Source organism: Arthrobacter sp. 10L430, from assembly GCF_056395245.1.
The window spans coordinates 123,494-141,268 of the sequence record NZ_JBFTJD010000002.1 but is presented as its reverse complement, the minus strand read 5'-3'; the positions used below and the strand labels follow the sequence as shown (position 1 = coordinate 141,268).

At 66.3% G+C, this 17,775-nt stretch carries 15 protein-coding genes; 13 read left to right on the top strand and 2 right to left on the bottom strand.

Annotation, left to right across the window (positions count from 1 at the left end; all coding sequences use genetic code 11):
* Positions 1 to 134 precede the first annotated feature (134 nt).
* Genes pdhA through AC1DDG_RS02855 form a run of 3 tightly spaced genes read left to right on the top strand, consistent with a single transcriptional unit; the run spans position 135 to position 3,705 of the window.
* Positions 135 to 1,313, top strand: a complete 1,179-nt coding sequence (pdhA, locus tag AC1DDG_RS02865) for a pyruvate dehydrogenase (acetyl-transferring) E1 component subunit alpha (RefSeq protein WP_476874877.1) — start codon at positions 135 to 137, stop codon at positions 1,311 to 1,313.
* Complete coding sequence (locus AC1DDG_RS02860) at positions 1,313 to 2,323, top strand: alpha-ketoacid dehydrogenase subunit beta (RefSeq protein ID WP_230119039.1); 1,011 nt, start codon at positions 1,313 to 1,315, stop codon at positions 2,321 to 2,323. Before pdhA ends, AC1DDG_RS02860 begins: the two co-directional genes overlap by 1 nt.
* Positions 2,320 to 3,705 (top strand): dihydrolipoamide acetyltransferase family protein, encoded by a 1,386-nt coding sequence (locus AC1DDG_RS02855; protein WP_476874876.1) that lies wholly within the window; start codon positions 2,320 to 2,322, stop codon positions 3,703 to 3,705. Before AC1DDG_RS02860 ends, AC1DDG_RS02855 begins: the two co-directional genes overlap by 4 nt.
* 76 nt (positions 3,706 to 3,781) lie before the next feature.
* Here the strand turns inward: AC1DDG_RS02855 and AC1DDG_RS02850 are convergent, their stop codons facing one another.
* Positions 3,782 to 4,426 carry an SACE_7040 family transcriptional regulator gene (locus AC1DDG_RS02850; RefSeq protein WP_476875016.1) on the bottom strand — a complete coding sequence of 215 codons (645 nt, stop codon included), beginning with the start codon at positions 4,424 to 4,426 and terminating at the stop codon, positions 3,782 to 3,784.
* Positions 4,427 to 4,634: 208 nt separating this feature from the next.
* Between AC1DDG_RS02850 and AC1DDG_RS02845 the strand changes: the two genes are divergently transcribed.
* The 7 genes from AC1DDG_RS02845 to AC1DDG_RS02815 are packed head-to-tail and all read left to right on the top strand — an operon-like array spanning position 4,635 to position 12,699.
* Entirely contained in the window at positions 4,635 to 6,242 is a 1,608-nt protein-coding gene (locus AC1DDG_RS02845) for a carboxyl transferase domain-containing protein (RefSeq protein ID WP_476874875.1), read from the top strand.
* A 46-nt stretch (positions 6,243 to 6,288) separates the two neighbouring features.
* On the top strand, positions 6,289 to 8,523 hold the full coding sequence (locus AC1DDG_RS02840) for an acetyl/propionyl/methylcrotonyl-CoA carboxylase subunit alpha (RefSeq protein WP_476875015.1): 2,235 nt from the start codon (positions 6,289 to 6,291) through the stop codon (positions 8,521 to 8,523).
* Positions 8,524 to 8,525: 2 nt separating this feature from the next.
* A complete protein-coding gene (locus AC1DDG_RS02835) occupies positions 8,526 to 9,689 on the top strand; it encodes an acyl-CoA dehydrogenase family protein (protein ID WP_230120612.1) in 1,164 nt (387 codons plus the stop codon).
* A gap of 45 nt (positions 9,690 to 9,734) precedes the next feature.
* Positions 9,735 to 10,526, top strand: a complete 792-nt coding sequence (locus AC1DDG_RS02830) for a CoA transferase subunit A (RefSeq protein WP_230120610.1) — start codon at positions 9,735 to 9,737, stop codon at positions 10,524 to 10,526.
* A 2-nt stretch (positions 10,527 to 10,528) separates the two neighbouring features.
* A complete protein-coding gene (locus tag AC1DDG_RS02825) occupies positions 10,529 to 11,281 on the top strand; it encodes a CoA transferase subunit B (protein WP_476874874.1) in 753 nt (250 codons plus the stop codon).
* Complete coding sequence (locus AC1DDG_RS02820; protein ID WP_476874873.1) at positions 11,278 to 11,844, top strand: MaoC family dehydratase; 567 nt, start codon at positions 11,278 to 11,280, stop codon at positions 11,842 to 11,844. Before AC1DDG_RS02825 ends, AC1DDG_RS02820 begins: the two co-directional genes overlap by 4 nt.
* A 15-nt stretch (positions 11,845 to 11,859) precedes the next feature.
* Positions 11,860 to 12,699 (top strand): HpcH/HpaI aldolase/citrate lyase family protein, encoded by an 840-nt coding sequence (locus AC1DDG_RS02815; RefSeq protein WP_476874872.1) that lies wholly within the window; start codon positions 11,860 to 11,862, stop codon positions 12,697 to 12,699.
* 25 nt (positions 12,700 to 12,724) lie between these two features.
* On the opposite strand, the gene AC1DDG_RS02810 is transcribed toward AC1DDG_RS02815, so the two are convergent.
* Positions 12,725 to 14,188, bottom strand: a complete 1,464-nt coding sequence (locus tag AC1DDG_RS02810; protein WP_476874871.1) for a lipase maturation factor family protein — start codon at positions 14,186 to 14,188, stop codon at positions 12,725 to 12,727.
* A 112-nt stretch (positions 14,189 to 14,300) separates the two neighbouring features.
* Here AC1DDG_RS02810 and AC1DDG_RS02805 point away from each other — a divergent pair, with 112 nt between their 5' ends.
* Genes AC1DDG_RS02805 through AC1DDG_RS02795 form a run of 3 tightly spaced genes read left to right on the top strand, consistent with a single transcriptional unit; the run spans position 14,301 to position 17,680 of the window.
* Entirely contained in the window at positions 14,301 to 15,044 is a 744-nt protein-coding gene (locus AC1DDG_RS02805; protein ID WP_476874870.1) for a TSUP family transporter, read from the top strand.
* 55 nt (positions 15,045 to 15,099) lie between these two features.
* Complete coding sequence (gene dxr / locus AC1DDG_RS02800; protein WP_476874869.1) at positions 15,100 to 16,329, top strand: 1-deoxy-D-xylulose-5-phosphate reductoisomerase; 1,230 nt, start codon at positions 15,100 to 15,102, stop codon at positions 16,327 to 16,329.
* A gap of 19 nt (positions 16,330 to 16,348) precedes the next feature.
* Positions 16,349 to 17,680 (top strand): M50 family metallopeptidase, encoded by a 1,332-nt coding sequence (locus tag AC1DDG_RS02795; RefSeq protein ID WP_476874868.1) that lies wholly within the window; start codon positions 16,349 to 16,351, stop codon positions 17,678 to 17,680.
* The last annotated feature ends 95 nt before the right edge of the window (positions 17,681 to 17,775 follow it).

Below are 17,775 nucleotides of genomic sequence, written 5' to 3'. Positions count from 1 at the left end.
CGGTGGTTGTACCGCCTGAGCATTGTGAGTATGGTCACAATTATCCGGAGCAACGGCGCCCGGAAGGCCGGAATGCGGCGGGATCACGAGTCCTTCCGCGGGACGGTGACACGACGTCAGAAGGTTGCACAACTGTGTTGACAGACGAGTTGGGCCAGGGCGGTACAGCCGCCGGGGGCCCGGGCAACAGGGCAGGACATCAAGGCGGGGCCGGCCAGAACCTGGTCCAGCTGATCACCCCCACAGGGGAACGCGTCAGCCACCCGGAGTTCGACCCCTGGGTCCAGGACATTTCAGACGAGCAGCTGGGCACCCTGTACGAGGACCTGGTGGCCATCCGGCGGATCGATACGGAAGCCACGGCGCTGCAGAGGCAGGGCGAGCTTGCCCTCTGGCCGCCGCTTTTGGGCCAGGAAGCGTCGCAGATCGGTTCTGCCAGGGCGCTCCGGGACGACGATTTTGTTTTTTCCAGTTACCGCGACAACGGAGTTGCCTACTGCCGCGGAGTGGATCTGACCGACATTGTGCGTGTCTGGCGGGGCAACGCATCCTCGGGCTGGGACCCCTACACGGTCAACATGGCGACGCCCCAAATCATCATTGGCGCCCAGACCCTGCACGCCACCGGCTACGCCATGGGCATCCAGAACGACGGCGCAGATTCCGTGGCCATCAGCTATTTCGGCGACGGCGCCACGAGCGAGGGCGACGTCAATGAGGCCTTGGTCTTTGCAGCCAGCTTCCAGGCGCCGGTGGTGTTCTTCTGCCAGAACAACCACTGGGCCATCTCCGAACCGGTCCGGCTCCAGTCCCACATCCAGATCGCGGACCGCGCGGCAGGTTTTGGCATCCCCAGCATGCGCGTGGACGGCAACGACGTCCTGGCCGTCATGGCAGCCACCCGGGTTGCCCTGGACCGCGCCCGGCGCGGCGGCGGCCCGACTTTCATTGAGGCCGTCACTTACCGGATGGGCCCGCACACGACGGCGGACGACCCCACCCGGTACCGCGACGCCAACGAACTGGAGGACTGGGCCGCGAAGGATCCGATCCGCCGCGTCAAGGCGCTGCTGGACCGAAAGGGCCTGCTGACCGAGGAATTTGAAGCCGCCGTGCAGCAGAAGGCCGATGCCGTGGCCCGCGAGATGCGTGCCGGCTGCATCAATATGCCGGAACCGGAGCCGCTGGACGTTTTCAAACACGTCTACAGCACGCCGAACTCATGGCTGGACCGCCAGCAGGACCATTATTCCCGTTACCTGGCATCCTTCGGTGATCCCGCAGGAGCCCATTCAGAGGAAGGTGCACGCTGATGACCCAGATGACCTTTGCCCGGGCAATAAACTCCGGGCTTCGCAAGTCCCTCGAAAACGATCCCAAGGTCATCCTCATGGGCGAGGACATCGGAACCCTTGGCGGCGTCTTCCGTGTGACGGACGGGCTGCAGAAGGACTTCGGCAAACACCGCGTGGTGGACACCCCGCTGGCCGAATCCGGAATCATGGGCACCGCGGTTGGGCTTGCCTACCGCGGCTACCGTCCGGTGGTGGAGATTCAGTTCGACGGGTTCATTTACCCTGCCTTCGATCAAATTGTGTGCCAGGTGGCCAAGCTTCACTACCGCACGCAAGGCGCCGTGAAAATGCCCATCACGATCCGCGTTCCGTTCGGCGGAGGAATCGGTTCGCCCGAGCACCACTCCGAATCTCCCGAGGCCTACTTCACGCACACTTCGGGCCTCCGCGTGGTCAGCCCGTCCAGCCCGCAGGATGCGCACACCATGATCCAGCAGGCCATCTCCTGCGATGACCCGGTGCTTTACTTCGAGCCCAAGCGCCGCTACCACGACAAAGGCGAAGTGGATGAGTCCCTTGACGCTGCCGGTTCTCTGTCAATGGAAAAGGCCCGGGTGATCACGGAGGGCCACGACGTCACGCTAGTGGCCTACGGGCCGCTCGTGAAGACCGCCCGCGACGCCGCGATGGCAGCCGCTGATGAAGGCGTGTCCGTGGAAGTCATTGATCTCCGCTCGCTGGCTCCGGTGGATTTTGCCACTGTGGAGGCGTCCGTGCGTAAGACCGGCAGGATGGTGATCACGCATGAGGCCGGACAGTCAGGCGGCCTGGGCGCCGAGCTTGCCGCCAGCATCACCGAACGCTGTTTTTACCATCTCGAGGCGGCGCCCGTCCGCATCACAGGCTTCGACGTGCCGTACCCCTACTCCAAGCTCGAGATGCACCATCTTCCCAGCCTCGACAGGATTCTCGACGGCGTGGACCGCGCGCTCGGCCGCCCGAATTCGCTGAGCGGGCTGGAAGGATGACCGCCACCATGATCAAGGAATTCCGGCTCCCCGATCTCGGCGAAGGCCTGACCGAATCCGAAATCGTCAGGTGGAAGGTGAATGTCGGAGACACCGTCACCCTGAACCAGATCATCGCCGAGGTGGAAACCGCCAAGGCTGTGGTGGAGCTTCCGTCGCCCTTCGCGGGAGTGATTACTGCCCTGCATGAGCAGCCCGGCACCGTGGTGGAAGTCGGCAAGCCGATCGTCTCCTTCGAGGTGGAGGGCGACGCCGGCGGCCAGCCCGACGCTGGCGGGGAGACCGAGGCGGCCCCCGCCAAGAGGGAACCGAACCTCGTGGGGTATGGTGCCGTCGTCGAAAGCTCCGGCCGCCCGGTGCGCAGGCAGCGCAACTTCGCGGCAGCGTCGATGCCGCTGGTTGAGCCTGTGCAATCCCCGCCTGTCGAAACTAGGCCTGTGCAAACCCCGCCTGTCGAATCCACGCCTGCCGAACGTCCCCGGTCCACGCCGCCGGTTCGTAAGCTGGCCAAGGACCTCGGGGTGGCTTTGGGGGAAGTTCTGGGCAGCGGCCCGGGCGGGCTCATAACCCGGGATGACGTGCGGAATTTCGTGGGCGGCGGGGACCTCCCGGCCGCGGCCCAGGAGCTCGCGGCGGCAGGGGCCGGGCAGCCCCAGGGGCGCGGTGGGTACGGTCAGGGCGAGCGCGAAGCCCGCACACCTATCAAGGGAGTCCGCAAGTTCACGGCGGCAGCCATGGTGTCCAGTGCTTTCACTGCGCCGCACGTCACGGAGTTCCTCACCGTTGACGTCACGCCTGCGATGGAGCTGCTGGCCCGGCTCAAGTCCGGCAAGGCCTTTGCGGGGCTCAAGCTGACGCCGCTGACGCTCGTGGCCAAAGCAGCCCTGATTGCCCTGCGGCGCAATCCCACCCTGAATTCCCGGTGGGACGAAGGCAACCAGGAGATCGTGCAGTTCAACTATGTGAACCTCGGGATTGCGGCGGCGACACCCCGCGGCCTCACCGTTCCCAACATCAAGGACGCCGACCGGATGACGCTGGCCGGGCTGTCCACGGCACTCACCGAACTGACCGAGACGGCCAGGGCCGGCAAGACCAGCCCGTCGGACCTTTCCGGCGGCACCATCTCCATCACCAACATCGGGGTCTTCGGCATCGACGCCGGCACGCCCATCCTGAACCCGGGCGAGGCCGCGATCCTGGCCATGGGCGCGGTGCGGAAGATGCCGTGGGAATACCAGGACCAGATCGCCCTCCGGCAGGTCATGACCCTGAGCCTCTCCTTCGACCACCGGCTGGTGGACGGCGAGCAGGGTTCAAGGTTCCTGGCGGACCTCGGTGCCCTCCTCGCCGATCCCGGCATGGCGCTCGCGATGGGCTAGAACGCAGAAGCTGCCCTGGCCCGCATGACCGTTGACTGGCAGCAACGGTCATGCGGGCCAGGGCCGCTCATGCGCGCTATGCCGGGGGAACGGGGGCCGGGGGAGCGGCGGGGGCAGTCAGTGCCGCGAGTGCCATGTTCTCCAGCAGCGGCCTGGCCGACTTGATGGCCATTCGCCGGCCATGGTTCCTCACCGAGTGGGGAGTGGAGTTGATCAGCCCGAAGGTCGCATGGGCACGCATCCGGAGGTCTGCTGTGTCCGTCTCGGTGTGGATTCCCGCCAGCACGTCAACCCAGAGCTCCACGTAGCTGCGCTGCAGTGCCCGGACCTCCGCCTGGTCCTCGTCGGAAAGGTTGCTGAAGTCCCGGTCCTGGACACGGATCACATCGGGGTTGCTCAGTGCGAAGTCCACATGGAACTGCACCAGCCTGACCAGGGCCGCTGCAGGGTCCCCGGCATCGGCCACCACGCGCTGTCCGCCGTCGAGCAGGTCCTGGCTGACGCTCAGCAGCAGGGCGCCCAGCACGGCCTGTTTCCCCGGAAAGTGGCGGTAGACGGCCGGCCCGCTGACGCCGGCGGCGGCCCCGAGGTCCTCCAGGGAGACGCGGTTGAAGCCGTTGACGGCGAAGAGCGATGCGGCGGCGGACAGCAGAGCCTGCCGGCGGGTTTCCTTGGCTCGGCTGCGCTGGGTGGCACGGGTCGGTTGGGCTCCCTCGGCCAGGGCGTCCGGCTGTGAGCGCTGCCTGCTGCCGGCAAGCCGGCCCTGCTCCGTGATCGGCACATTTCCTCCTCGCAACTGCAAACTCTAGCAACCCGCGGCTGTGTTGGACATCACAGTTAATAGAGACTAACCTAAATCTCAGTTACACGGCACTAACCGAAAGCAGCCAGGCCGGGCAGTCGGGCCGGTCAAGGAACGGAAGCAGTCAATGGAGACACTCGCCAGCCGGCTGGATCCCACCAGCGAGGCCTTCGCGGCCAACAGCCTTGCGCAGCAGGCGCTCGCAGGCGAGCTGCGCAAGCGGCTCGCCACGGCAGCCATGGGCGGTCCGGAGAAATCCCGCGAGCGCCACATGGCCCGCGGAAAACTCCTTCCGCGCGAACGGATCGACCAGCTCCTCGACGACGGCAGCCCCTTCCTGGAGATTGCCCCGCTCGCAGCAAACGGCATGTACAACGACGATTCGCCGGGTGCCGGGGTGATTGCCGGCATCGGGCTGGTCCATGGCCGCCAGGTCCTGGTCATCTCCAACGACGCCACCGTCAAGGGCGGCACGTACTACCCGATGACGGTCAAAAAGCACCTCCGGGCCCAGGAAATCGCGCTGGAAAACAAGCTGCCCTGCATCTACCTTGTGGACTCCGGCGGCGCCTTCCTGCCGAAGCAGGACGAGGTCTTCCCGGACAAGGAGCACTTCGGGCGGATCTTCTACAACCAGGCCCGGATGTCCGCGGCCAAGATCCCGCAGATTGCCAGCGTGATGGGCTCCTGCACCGCCGGCGGCGCCTACGTTCCTGCCATGAGCGACGAAACGGTCATCGTCCGCAACCAGGGAACGATCTTCCTGGGCGGTCCGCCGCTGGTAAAGGCCGCCATCGGCGAGATCGTCACGGCCGAGGAACTCGGCGGCGGAGACGTCCACTCCAGGATCTCCGGCGTCACGGACCACTTGGCCGAAAACGATGAGCACGCCCTGCAGATCGTCCGGGACATCGTCTCCACCCTGCCGCGGCCGGCCGCGCCCGCCTGGGACGTGGACACCGCGGTCGAGCCTGCAGTGGACCCTGCCGAGCTCTACGGCGCTGTCCCCACGGACGTCAACGCGCAGTACGACGTCCGCGAGGTCATCGCGCGGCTGGTGGACGGCAGCAGGTTCCATGAGTTCAAGAAGAATTACGGCACCACCCTCGTGACCGGCTTCGCGAAGCTGCACGGCCACCCCGTCGGGATCGTGGCCAACAACGGCGTGCTGTTCAGCGAGTCATCGCTCAAGGGCGCGCACTTCATCGAGCTGTGCGACCAGCGCGGCATCCCGCTGGTCTTCCTGCAGAACCTCTCAGGCTTCATGGTGGGCAAGGACTATGAACAGGGCGGCATCGCCAAGAACGGCGCCAAAATGGTCACCGCCGTGGCCACCGCCCGCGTGCCTAAGCTGACCGTGGTGATCGGCGGGTCCTTCGGCGCCGGCAACTACTCGATGTGCGGCCGGGCCTATTCCCCGCGTTTCCTCTGGATGTGGCCGGCGAGCCGCATCTCCGTGATGGGCGGCAACCAGGCCTCGAGCGTGCTGGCCACCGTCAAGCGCGACCAGTATGAGGCCGCCGGGCGGGAATGGTCGGCCGAGGACGAGGAAGCCTTCAAAGCCCCCATCAGGCAGCAGTACGAGGACCAGGGCAGCCCCTACTACTCCACCGCGCGCATCTGGGACGACGGCGTGATCGACCCCGCGGAAACGCGCACCGTACTGGGCCTTGCCCTTGACGTCGTCTCCCGCGCCCCGCTGCCGGAGACGTCCTTCGGCCTCTTCCGGATGTGAGCAAGCAGTGACTAATCCAGCAGTAACTAATCCAGCAGTGACAGCGATGACCAATCCGGCGGTATCCGCTTCCGATGCGGGGACCGAACCGGCCATGTTCCATACTGTCCTGGTCGCCAACCGCGGCGAGATCGCCTGCCGGGTGATCCGGACGCTGCGTGCCCTGGGTATCCGGTCGGTGGCCGTCTACAGCGATGCCGACGACGGCGCCCGCCACGTGCGGGAAGCGGACACTGCCGTGCGGATCGGGCCCGCTGCCGCGGCCGAAAGTTACCTCAAGATCGAGGCGATCATCCGGGCGTGCAAGGACACCGGCGCGCAGGCGGTGCACCCGGGGTACGGCTTCCTCAGCGAGAACGTCGAGTTTGCGCGGGCACTCGCGGCGGCCGGCATCGCCTTTATTGGCCCCGGCATCGAATCCCTGGAGGTCATGGGGGACAAGATCCGTTCCAAGAATCATGTGGCCGGTTATGGCGTTCCGGTGGTTCCCGGCATCGCCGAGCCGGGCCTGACGGACGAGGATCTGATCAGCGCCGCCGCGGCCGTGGGATATCCGTTGCTCATCAAGCCGTCCGCGGGCGGCGGCGGCAAGGGCATGCATGTTGTTGAACGCCCGGAGGACCTTCCTGCCACCCTGGCCACAGCCCGGCGCGTTGCCGCGAGCGCATTCGGCGACGACACCCTGTTCCTGGAGCGGCTGGTCATGGCTCCGCGGCACATTGAAGTGCAGGTGCTGGCCGACGGCCACGGCAATGTGATCCATCTGGGGGAGCGCGAGTGCTCCCTGCAGCGCCGGCACCAGAAGGTGATCGAGGAAGCGCCGTCGCCGCTGCTGGAATCCTTGAACGACGGCGGTGCCACCCGCGCGCGCATCGGCGAAGCCGCCTGCCAGGCGGCCCGCAGCGTGCACTACAGCGGAGCAGGAACCGTGGAGTTCCTCGTCTCGGACAACGCCCCGGACGAGTTCTTCTTCATGGAGATGAACACCCGCCTGCAGGTGGAGCACCCGGTCACCGAAATGGTCACGGGCGTGGACCTCGTGGAGTGGCAGGTGCGCATCGCCGCCGGTGAGGTGCTCACTGTGGCACAGGACGACGTCGTGCTTGACGGCCACGCCGTTGAGGGGCGCGTGTACGCGGAGGTTCCGGAGCGGAACTTCCTGCCGTCCTCCGGCGAAGTGGTGCTGCTCGATGAACGCGGGATCATCTTTACCGCCCTGGCAGACCTTGACTCCGCGAGCCCTGCGTCAGCGGACCCGCACATCCGCATCGACTCCTCCCTGCAGACCGGGCTGGAGATTTCCAGCGACTACGACCCCATGCTGGCCAAGGTCATCGCCTGGGGCCCGGACCGCCAGTCGGCGCTGGACAAGCTGGACACGGCCTTGGGGCGGTACACCGTTCTCGGTGTCGGGACCAATGTGGAATACCTGCGGCTCCTGATCAACGATGACGACGTCCGCGCCGGCCGCCTGGACACCACGCTGATTGACCGCAAGATGCCGAGCCTGACGTTCCGGAGCGCAGGGGATGCGGAGCTCATGGCCGCGGCCTTGCAGTTCTGGGTCATGGACGAAGGTCCTGACGGCGTCGCATCCCCGTGGGACACCGTCCGCGGCTGGCGGCTGGGCCGGCCCGCGCCCTGGAGGATGAGCTTTGGCCTTCCCGGCGGTGACCTTGCCACCGTGGCCGTCACCTGGCTGAGCGACCTGGACCTGGGACACGCCCTGGTCCGGGTCAATGACGGCCCTGAGTACAAGGTCATGGTCCTGGGGCTGGCCAGCAGTTCCATCGACCTGGACGTTGACGGGCAGGAGTTCACGTTCGCGCTGGGATCGTTCTGGGAGGACTACCCCCGGGAAGGGCGCCCGCAGAACGTCTACGTGGGCAGCGGCGGCTGGTCCTGCGGACTCGAAGTGCTCAACCGCGAGTCCCGGCTTGCGAGGGTGCTGGCCGCCATCGAGCGTGAAGTGGGCGCGGCGGACCCGGAAGTCCGCTCGCCCATGCCCGGGACGGTCGTTTCGGTGTCCGTGCACGACGGCGACACGGTGGAAGCCGGTGAGGTGCTGCTCTCGGTGGAGGCCATGAAGATGGAGCACCAGCTCGTGGCAGAAGTGGCCGGGACGGTGCACATCACGGTCAGGACCGGGGACCTGGTGAAGGCCGACCAGGTGCTCGCCACGATCCACGCGGACCCGGCGGCCGGCAATGTCCCGGACCCTGCCGCCGACATAACAGAACCAACAATTCAAGATCCAACACATGAACGTAAGGGAGCCTAGCTATGGCCGATTTTGAGCTCAGCGAGGAATACCAGGACCTCAGCAACACCGTCCGCGAGTTTGCCGATGAGGTAGTGGCGCCGGTCTCGGCCAAGCACGACGAAGAACACAGCTTCCCGTACGAGATTGTCTCGCAAATGGCGGACATGGGGCTGTTCGGTTTGCCGTTTCCGGAAGAGTCCGGGGGCATGGGCGGAGACTACTTCGCGCTGGCCCTCGCGCTGGAACAGCTGGGCCGCGTGGACCAGTCCGTGGCCATCACCCTTGAAGCAGGCGTTTCACTGGGCGCCATGCCCGTCCACCGCTTCGGGACCGAAGCCCAGAAGCAGGAGTGGCTGCCGCTGCTCGCCTCCGGAAAGGCGCTCGCAGGGTTCGGGCTGACCGAACCGGAGGCGGGCTCCGACGCCGGCGGCACGAAGACCTCCGCGAGGCTGGAGGACGGGCAGTGGGTCATCAACGGCAACAAGGAATTCATCACCAACTCCGGCACGGACATCACCAGGCTGGTGACCGTGACCGCCGTGACCGGCCAGCATGAGCGCAAGGACGGCAGCATCAAGAAGGAGATCTCCACCATCCTGGTGCCCACCAACACGCCGGGGTTCAAGGCGGAGAAGGCCTACAACAAAGTGGGCTGGAATGCCTCGGACACCCATCCGCTGACGCTGAAGGACGTCCGTGTTCCGGAGGCCAACCTGCTCGGCGAACGGGGCCGGGGCTACGCGAACTTCCTGTCCATCCTCGACGAAGGCCGCATCGCCATCGCGGCACTGGCCACGGGGGCAGCCCAGGGGTGCGTGGATCTCTCGGTCAGGTATGCCAAGGACCGCAGGGCGTTCGGCAACAACATCGGCAAGTACCAGGCCATCTCCTTCAAGATTGCCCGCATGCAGGCACGCGCCCACACGGCCCGGCTGGCGTACTACGACGCGGCCGCCAGGATGCTCGCCGGCAAGCCGTTCAAGACCCAGGCGGCCATCGCTAAGATGGTCGCAGGCGAGGCGGCCATGGACAACGCGCGGGATGCCACCCAGGTGTTCGGCGGCTATGGCTTCATCAACGAGTTCACCGTGGCACGCCACTACCGCGATTCCAAGATCCTTGAGGTCGGGGAAGGCACCACGGAGGTCCAGCTGATGCTGATCGCCCGCGAACTCGGGCTCTGAACGGCCCGGGGGCTGAGCCTGACGAGACACCTGAAAGGATCAACGATGATTGACAAGGTTGTTGCCAGCGCTGCGGAGGCCGTTGCGGATATTCCCGACGGCGCGTCGCTCGCCGTCGGGGGGTTCGGTCTCTGCGGGATCCCGGTGGCCCTGATAGATGCCCTGCATGAGCACGGCACCAAGGACCTGGAGACGGTGAGCAACAACTGCGGCGTGGACGACTGGGGTCTCGGGATCCTCCTCCGGGACGGGCGCATCCGGCGGACCATCAGCTCGTACGTCGGGGAGAACAAGGAGTTCGCCCGGCAGTACCTTTCCGGTGAACTTGAGGTCGTGCTGACACCGCAGGGCACGCTTGCCGAGAAGTTGCGCGCCGGCGGTGCCGGCATCCCCGCGTTCTACACGAAAGCAGGCGTGGGGACCCAGGTGTCCGAAGGCGGGCTGCCACAAAAGTACGACGCCGACGGCGGCATCGCGATCGCCTCCGAACCGAAGGAGGTGCGGACCTTCAACGGCGTGGACTACGTCCTGGAAGAGTCCCTCGCTCCTGACTTCGGCCTGGTCCACGCCTGGAAGGGCGACCGGCACGGGAATCTCGTCTTCCACGCCACGGCCATGAACTTCAACCCGCTGTGCGCCATGGCCGGCCGGACCACCATTGCCGAGGTTGAAGAGCTGGTGGAACCGGGGGAGCTGGACCCCGAACACGTCCACCTCCCCGGCATCTTCGTCCAGCGGGTCGTCGTGGCGTCGCAGGGCGAAAAGCGCATCGAAAAGCGGACGGTGGCACTCTCGGCGCCGTCCGCAGCCGGTACCACCGACCAGGCAGGAGCGTAGCCATGGAGTCGATCAGCTCACAGGGGGCGCCGCCCCGTCCCGAGGCCGTCCGCCACGAATACCGGCGTGCCGCAACGTCGCACCCGGAAGGCAAGGGCTGGACGCGGAACGAGCTCGCTGCGCGGGTGGCGCAGGAGCTCACGAATGGGCAGTACGTCAACCTTGGCATCGGGATGCCCACGCTGATCCCCAATTACATCCCCGCCGGTGTGGAGGTGGTCCTGCATTCGGAGAACGGCATCCTGGGCGTCGGCCCCTATCCCGGCGAGGACGAGGTCGACCCCGACCTGATCAATGCCGGCAAGGAAACCGTCACCGTCAACAAGGGGGCAGCTTTTTTTGACTCCTCGTTGTCGTTCGGCATGATCCGCGGCGGGCATGTGGACGTGGCAGTGCTCGGCGCCATGGAGGTCGCCGCCAACGGCGATCTGGCCAACTGGATGATCCCGGGCAAGATGGTCAAGGGCATGGGGGGCGCCATGGACCTGGTGTTCGGCGCCAAGAAGGTGATCGTGATGATGGAGCACCTGGACCGCAACGGCAAACCCAAGATCGTGGAGCGGTGCACGCTGCCGCTCACGGGCCAGGCATGCGTGGACCGGATCATCACGGACCTCGCCGTGATTGATGTGGTCGCCGACGGCAGGTCATCCAGGCTGGTCCTGCGCGAGCTGGCTCCCAACGTGTCTGTGGAAGATGTGGCTGCGGCCACCGGCGCCGAGCTGTTCGAAGAAGACCAGGAACTGACTGTATGACGGCGGGCCACCCGGAACAGAAGGCCGATGGGGTTTCGACCGGCTCTACCAGCGTCAGCCCCCGCGTTGTTGAACAGCGGGGCCTCTACTTCGACGAATTGGAGGAAGGGGTGGTCTACGCCCACCGGCCGGGCCGGACGGTCACCGAGACCGACAACGTCCTCTTCACCACCATGACCATGAACACGCAGGGACTGCACCTGGACGCGGCGTGGAGCGCGGGGCAGCCGTTCGGCCAGCGGCTGGTGAACTCGATGTTCACCCTGGCAACCGTCGTCGGGCAGTCCGTCACCCAACTCACGCAGGGGACCATTATCGCGCAGCTTGGCCTGACCGATGTGTCCTTCCCCGGCCCGCTCTACCACGGCGACACTTTGTACACCGAGACCGTCATCACCGGGAAAAGGCTCTCCGGATCGCGCCCGGGCCAGGGGATCGTCACCATGAAGCACACCGGCCGCAACCAGGACGGCGCGGTGGTTGCCTTGGCGACACGCAGCTGCCTGATGTGGACCCGGGAGGCGCACCTGAAGGCGGAGACGGAAGCGCAGAAGCAAAAATAATCGGACAATGACTGTATGACTTTCGTGATGGGCCCCGCCCTGCTGTTCTGCCCCGCTGACCGCCCCGAACGCTTCCAGAAGGCCGCTGAGCGCTCCGATGCCGTCATCATTGACCTCGAGGACGCGGTGGCGGCGCCGGACAAGCAACGGGCCCGGGGGGCGATCCTGGCCCAGCTCGGCAGTTCCGGCGAAGGGCCGGAGCTCGACCCCAGCCGGACCATCATCCGGATCAACCCGGCCGGCACGGAGGACTTCGAGAAGGACCTCCATTGCCTGGCGCACACGCCATACCGGACGGTGATGCTGGCCAAGACCGAAAGCGCGGAGCAGCTGCGGGCGCTCGAGGGCTTCCACGTGATCGCGCTGTGTGAAACGGCCGCCGGGATTGTGAACGCGCCGGCCATTGCCGCCGCACCCAACGTGGTGGCGCTGATGTGGGGGGCAGAGGACCTCCTCGCGTCCCTCGGCGGGACGTCCAGCAGGAAGGACGACGGCGGCTACCGAGCCGTTGCGCTGCATGCCCGGTCATCGGTGCTGCTCGCGGCAGGGGCCTTCGGCAAGGAAACAGTGGACTCGGTCTACGTCAACATCCCGGATCTCGAGGGGCTGACCGAGGAGGCCCGGGACGCCGCGGCGTCCGGCTTCAGCTCAAAGGCCTGCATCCATCCGAACCAGGTCGCTGCGGTCCGCGCGGCCTACGCACCGGCCGACGAGGACGTCGCCGCCGCCCGGGAGCTGCTGGAGGCCGCACGTACGGCAGGAACCGGAGTGTTCCAGTTCAAGGGCAGGATGATCGACGGGCCCATCCTCAAGCACGCCCAGTCCACGATTCGGCGGGCCGGGGTCTCTGCCTAGCGGCAGCCCCAGCACGGGCCGTTCCTTACTGCCGCCGCCCCGGAGCGTGCCTTAGGGAGAGCGGCGGGATGGCTTCATACAGCGGAGTCCGGATCCAGCGCTGGCCGGTCTCGCGGAACTCGGCCCGGCTGGAGAAGCGGTACAGGTAGGTGCGGGCGCGCACCCAGCGCGGGCGTTCGCCGTCGAACGGATCATTGCGCAGCAGGCGCAGCACCGCATGGTCGGCCTCCAGCAGCTTGGCCAGGAGGGTGTAGAACCATTCCTCGTGCACGGTGCGCAGGGGGAGGAACCACATGAGCCAGTCGAGCCGCAGGTGGTAAGGGGCCCACTGGCGCGGCAACCTGCGGACATCGCCGGGTTTGCCCTTGAAGCCGTACTCCCGCCAGTCCTCCGAGTCGGGCTCCTCCTCCATGGTGCCTTCCACAGCCACCTCAATCCGTTGCTTCGTCACCGTGCCGAACGCGCCGTAGGTGTTCACCAGCTGCCAGCGGTTGAAACTGGCGTTCATCAGCTGGTGGTGCGAAAACAGGTTGCGGACGGGCCAGTAGCTGAGCGCCGCGAGCAGTAGTGTCACTGCGAGGGTGATGACGAGCCACCACAGCGGCGTTTGCCGGCCGTCATCAGCCGTGTGCCGGTCCAGCGGAATCACCGGCAGCACCGCATGCGCCACGGGATCGCTGACCGCCGCGAAGGCCAGCACTATGGCGATCCAGTTCAGCCACGCGAAGTTGCCGCTGGCCACGAGCCACAGCTGCGTAAAGATGATGATGCCGGCCGCGATGCTGGCGACCGGCTGCGGGGCGAAGAGGAAGAAAGGCACCACAAGCTGGGCGAAGTGGTTGCCCACCACCTCCAGCCGGTGGAACGGCCGGGGCAGGAGATGCGCCTGCCGGCTAAGCGGTCCCGGCATGGGCTGCGTTTCATGGTGGTAGTACAGCGCCGTGAGGTCGCGCCATTCCCGGCCGCCGCGGATCTTGATCATGCCCGCGCCGAATTCCAGCCGGAACACCAGCCAGGCCACGAGGATCAGGATGGTCCGGGGCGGATCCGTCTGGTCGGAGCCGAGAAAGGCCACCGTGAACCCGGCCTCGAGGAGCAGCATCTCCCAGCCGAAGCCGTAAAACGTTTGTCCCACGTTGACGATCGACATGTACAGCAGCCACAGCGCAAGGAAGGCGATCAGTGACAGCCACGGCGGCCCCAGCTGCGGAAGCCCGGCAACCAGGGTGGCTGCAACGGCCAGTCCGGTGCAGCACACTGAACGCAGCAGCCGGTCGGAGTAGCGCCAGCGGAACAGCGTGGGCCTCCGCAGCCTGCTGAACCCCTCCAGATAGTCGGGTACGGGCAGGAGTCCGCGCTCGCCGAGCAACGCAGGGAACTGGTTCAGGGACGAAAGGAACGCAACGAAGTAGAGCGCGGCGATGCCACGCTGCAGCACCTGCCGGGCGAATTCGAAGTCCCGCGCGTCGAACCAGGAGGCCCAGTCCACCCTTCCACGTTACGCCCGCCGCGGAGGGCGTCAAGGCACTTCCGTGCGGCGGCAGCCTCGATCGTTGAGGAGTGCCCGACGGGACAACCAGTCGCGGCAGTAGGATCGGAACATGTTTGCACTGGTGCTCATCGCGGTCGTTGCGGGGGCCTTGGCGCAACGGCTTGCCGGCCTGGGCTTCGGGCTCCTGGTCTCGCCGGTCCTCGTGGTGCTCCTGGGTCCGTTCGACGGCGTGATGATCATCAACCTCTGCGGCGCGGCCTCGTCACTGCTGATCCTGTCCAGGGTGTGGCGGCACGTCATCTGGCGGCGCTACCTTGGCCTCGCGGCTTCGGCGCTGACCGGCGTAGTGCCCGGCGCCTGGCTGGCCAGCCACGCCCCGGAGGCGCCGCTGGAGGTCTGCATCGGAGCCCTTTTGATCCTGGGGCTGCTGGCTTCTCAGCGGCTGAACCGCAGCGACTGGCGGGTCTCGGGCCCGGTTCCGCTGGTCTCGCTGGGATTTACCAGCGGACTCATGAACGCGGCGGCGGGCGTGGGAGGCCCGGCCATTACGGCCTACGCCATCGTGACGCGCTGGGAGCAGAAGAGCTTCGGAGCCACCCTGCAGCCGTACTTTGTGACGACCGGGCTGTCCTCGCTGCTGAGCAAATACCTGTTTTCCGGGGGCCACCTTCCGGCCCTGGAAGGCTGGCAGTGGCTGGGCATCCTGGCCGCAATGGTCCTCGGGATCGTGGCCGGCGATCTCCTCTCCGGCAGAGTCCGGCCCGGGGTCGTCCGCAGGATTGTTGTGGCGATCGCCTACGCCGGAGCTGTGTCCACGATGGCCAAGGGCGTGGTGGAGATGGCATTGGGCTAGCCTCCTGCCACGTCGCGGCATGCGGCAGGCGTCTGCTGTGCGGGATACTTAAGTCATGCAGACTTCGGGCGCCAGCCGTTCAGCCAGCCGACCAGCAGCGGGCCAGCCGCGCAGAATCGTCCTTCTCGGATCCACCGGTTCCATCGGCACCCAGGCAATTGACGTCGTCGACGGCGCCCCGCACCTTTTCGAGGTCGTGGCGCTCAGCGCCGGCGGCGGCAACCTGGAACTCCTCGCACGGCAGGCCGTGCATACGAGGGCGCGCGCGGTGGGCGTCGCCTCCGGCGATCCCCGCCGCCTGCAGGACCTGATCGATGACGCCGCCCGGGCGGCCGGGCTCGCGCGGTACCGTCCGGAGATCATCGCCGGCCCGGACGCCTCCACCAGGATCGCCGCCGTGGAAGCGGATGTGGTGCTCAACGGCATCACCGGCTCCATCGGCCTGGCGCCCACGCTTGCCGCCCTCGAGGCCGGAGCAACACTCGCGCTGGCCAACAAGGAGTCGCTGATTGTGGGCGGCTCCCTCGTCAAAGCCGCCGCCGCGGAGGGCCAGATCGTGCCGGTGGACTCCGAACACTCCGCCATTGCCCAGTGCCTGCGCTCCGGCTCTGCCGCCGAGGTGGACAAGCTCATCCTGACGGCGTCCGGCGGCCCGTTCCGCGGCCGCACCCGTGAGCAGCTGGCGGACGTCACCCCGGAAGAAGCTTTGGCCCACCCCACCTGGGACATGGGCCTGATGGTCACCACCAACTCCGCCAGCCTGGTCAACAAGGGATTGGAAGTGATCGAGGCGCACCTGCTGTTCGACATCCCGCTGGACCGGATCGACGTCGTGGTCCACCCGCAGTCAGTGGTCCATTCCATGGTGCAGTTCGTGGACGGCTCCATCATCGCCCAGGCCTCGCCGCCGGACATGCGCCTGCCCATCGCGCTCGGTCTGGGCTGGCCTGACCGTGTTCCGCAGGCGGCCACGCCCTGCGACTGGACGCAGGCCACCAGCTGGACCTTCGAGCCGCTCGATGTGAGCGCCTTCCCGGCCGTCGGGCTTGCCAAGGACGCCGCCAAGCAGGGGAGCACTTATCCGGCTGTATTCAACGCAGCCAACGAGGAGGCTGTGGTGGCCTTCCATGAGGGCCGCATCCGGTTCACGGACATTGTGGATACCATCGAAGCTGTCCTCAGCGAACACCCGGGTTCCTCCCGGTTAACGGTCGAGTCCGTGCTGGATGCTGAAAAGTGGGCACGAGCCCGCGCCCACGAACGTTTAGCAGTGAGCAGTCTCTAGGAAGCAGCAGATCGAAAGCATGAGTCCCGTTATCCTCTTCATCCTCGGTGTCGTCTTCGTTGCCGTCGGCATCGCGGTGTCCATTGCCCTGCACGAGGTGGGGCACCTGCTTCCCGCCAAGCTGTTCAAGGTGCGCGTCACCAAGTACATGATCGGCTTTGGCCCCACTGTCTGGTCCACCAAAAAGGGCGAGACGGAATACGGTTTCAAGGCCCTTCCGCTGGGCGGCTATGTGTCGATGATCGGCATGTACCCGCCCAACAAGGTCGACGGCTCGGTGCGTCCCTCCAGCACCGGGATGTTCCAGACGCTCGCCACCGAAGCCCGGTCCATGGCCCACGAAGAGGTGGGACCCGGGGACGAAAACCGCGTGTTCTACCGGCTTCCGGTCTGGAAAAAGATCATCGTGATGCTGGGCGGACCGGCGATGAACCTGCTGATCGGCGTCGTGCTCACCGCCGTGCTGCTCATGGGGTTTGGTGTCGCCACGCCGACGACGACCATCGCCGACGTCTCGAAGTGCCAGGTCAAGGCGGGGGAGACCGTCGATCCGAACTCCGCCGCCTGCAAGCTGACGCCTGCCGCCTCCGCCGGTATCAAGCCGAACGACGTCATCACGTCCTTTGACGGCAAAGCCGTCACCGGCTGGGATGAGCTCACCGGCTGGATCCGCGCGTCCGCGGGACGCAAAGTCAGCATCACCGTGGAGCGGAACGGCGCACCGGTGACCACGACCGTCACGCCCGTGCTGTCGGCGCGGCCGGTTATCGGCGACGACGGCCGGCAGGCGAAGGACTCCCAGGGCAAACTCCGGTACCAGGACGTCGGCTTCCTCGGCATTGGTGCGCAGACAGCGCTCGTTGCCCAACCGGCGTCGTCCGTCCTGCCCATGGCGGGGGAGAACATCCGGCAGGTTGCCGGCGTCATCCTCAATCTTCCTGCCCGTGTTGCCGGAGTGGCGAAAGCCGCCTTCAGCGAAGAGCCGCGGGACCCGAACGGTCCCATCAGTGTGGTTGGTGTGGGCCGGGTGGCCGGCGAAGTTGCCGCAATGGAAGACGTGCCGGTGCAGTCCAGGCTCGCCGCCCTGGTGGGCCTGCTGGCGGGCCTGAACTTCGCGCTTGCGGTGTTCAACCTGGTGCCGTTGCTGCCGCTCGACGGCGGCCATGTGGCTGGGGCTCTGTATGAAGCGGCCCGGCGGCGCGTTGCAAAGCTCTTCGGCAAGCCCGACCCGGGTGCCTTCGACATTGCCAAGCTGCTTCCCGTGACCTACGTCGTGGCAGCCCTGCTGATGGGGATGGGTGCGCTGCTGATTTATGCGGACATCGTGAAACCGGTAAATCTCTTCGGATAAACCCCAAACAGCTGATATCGAGTAATCAGTCGATTTTGAGAGATTTACCATAATCAGTCTGAAGTGATTGATATTGAGCGGTATGCCGCTTACGG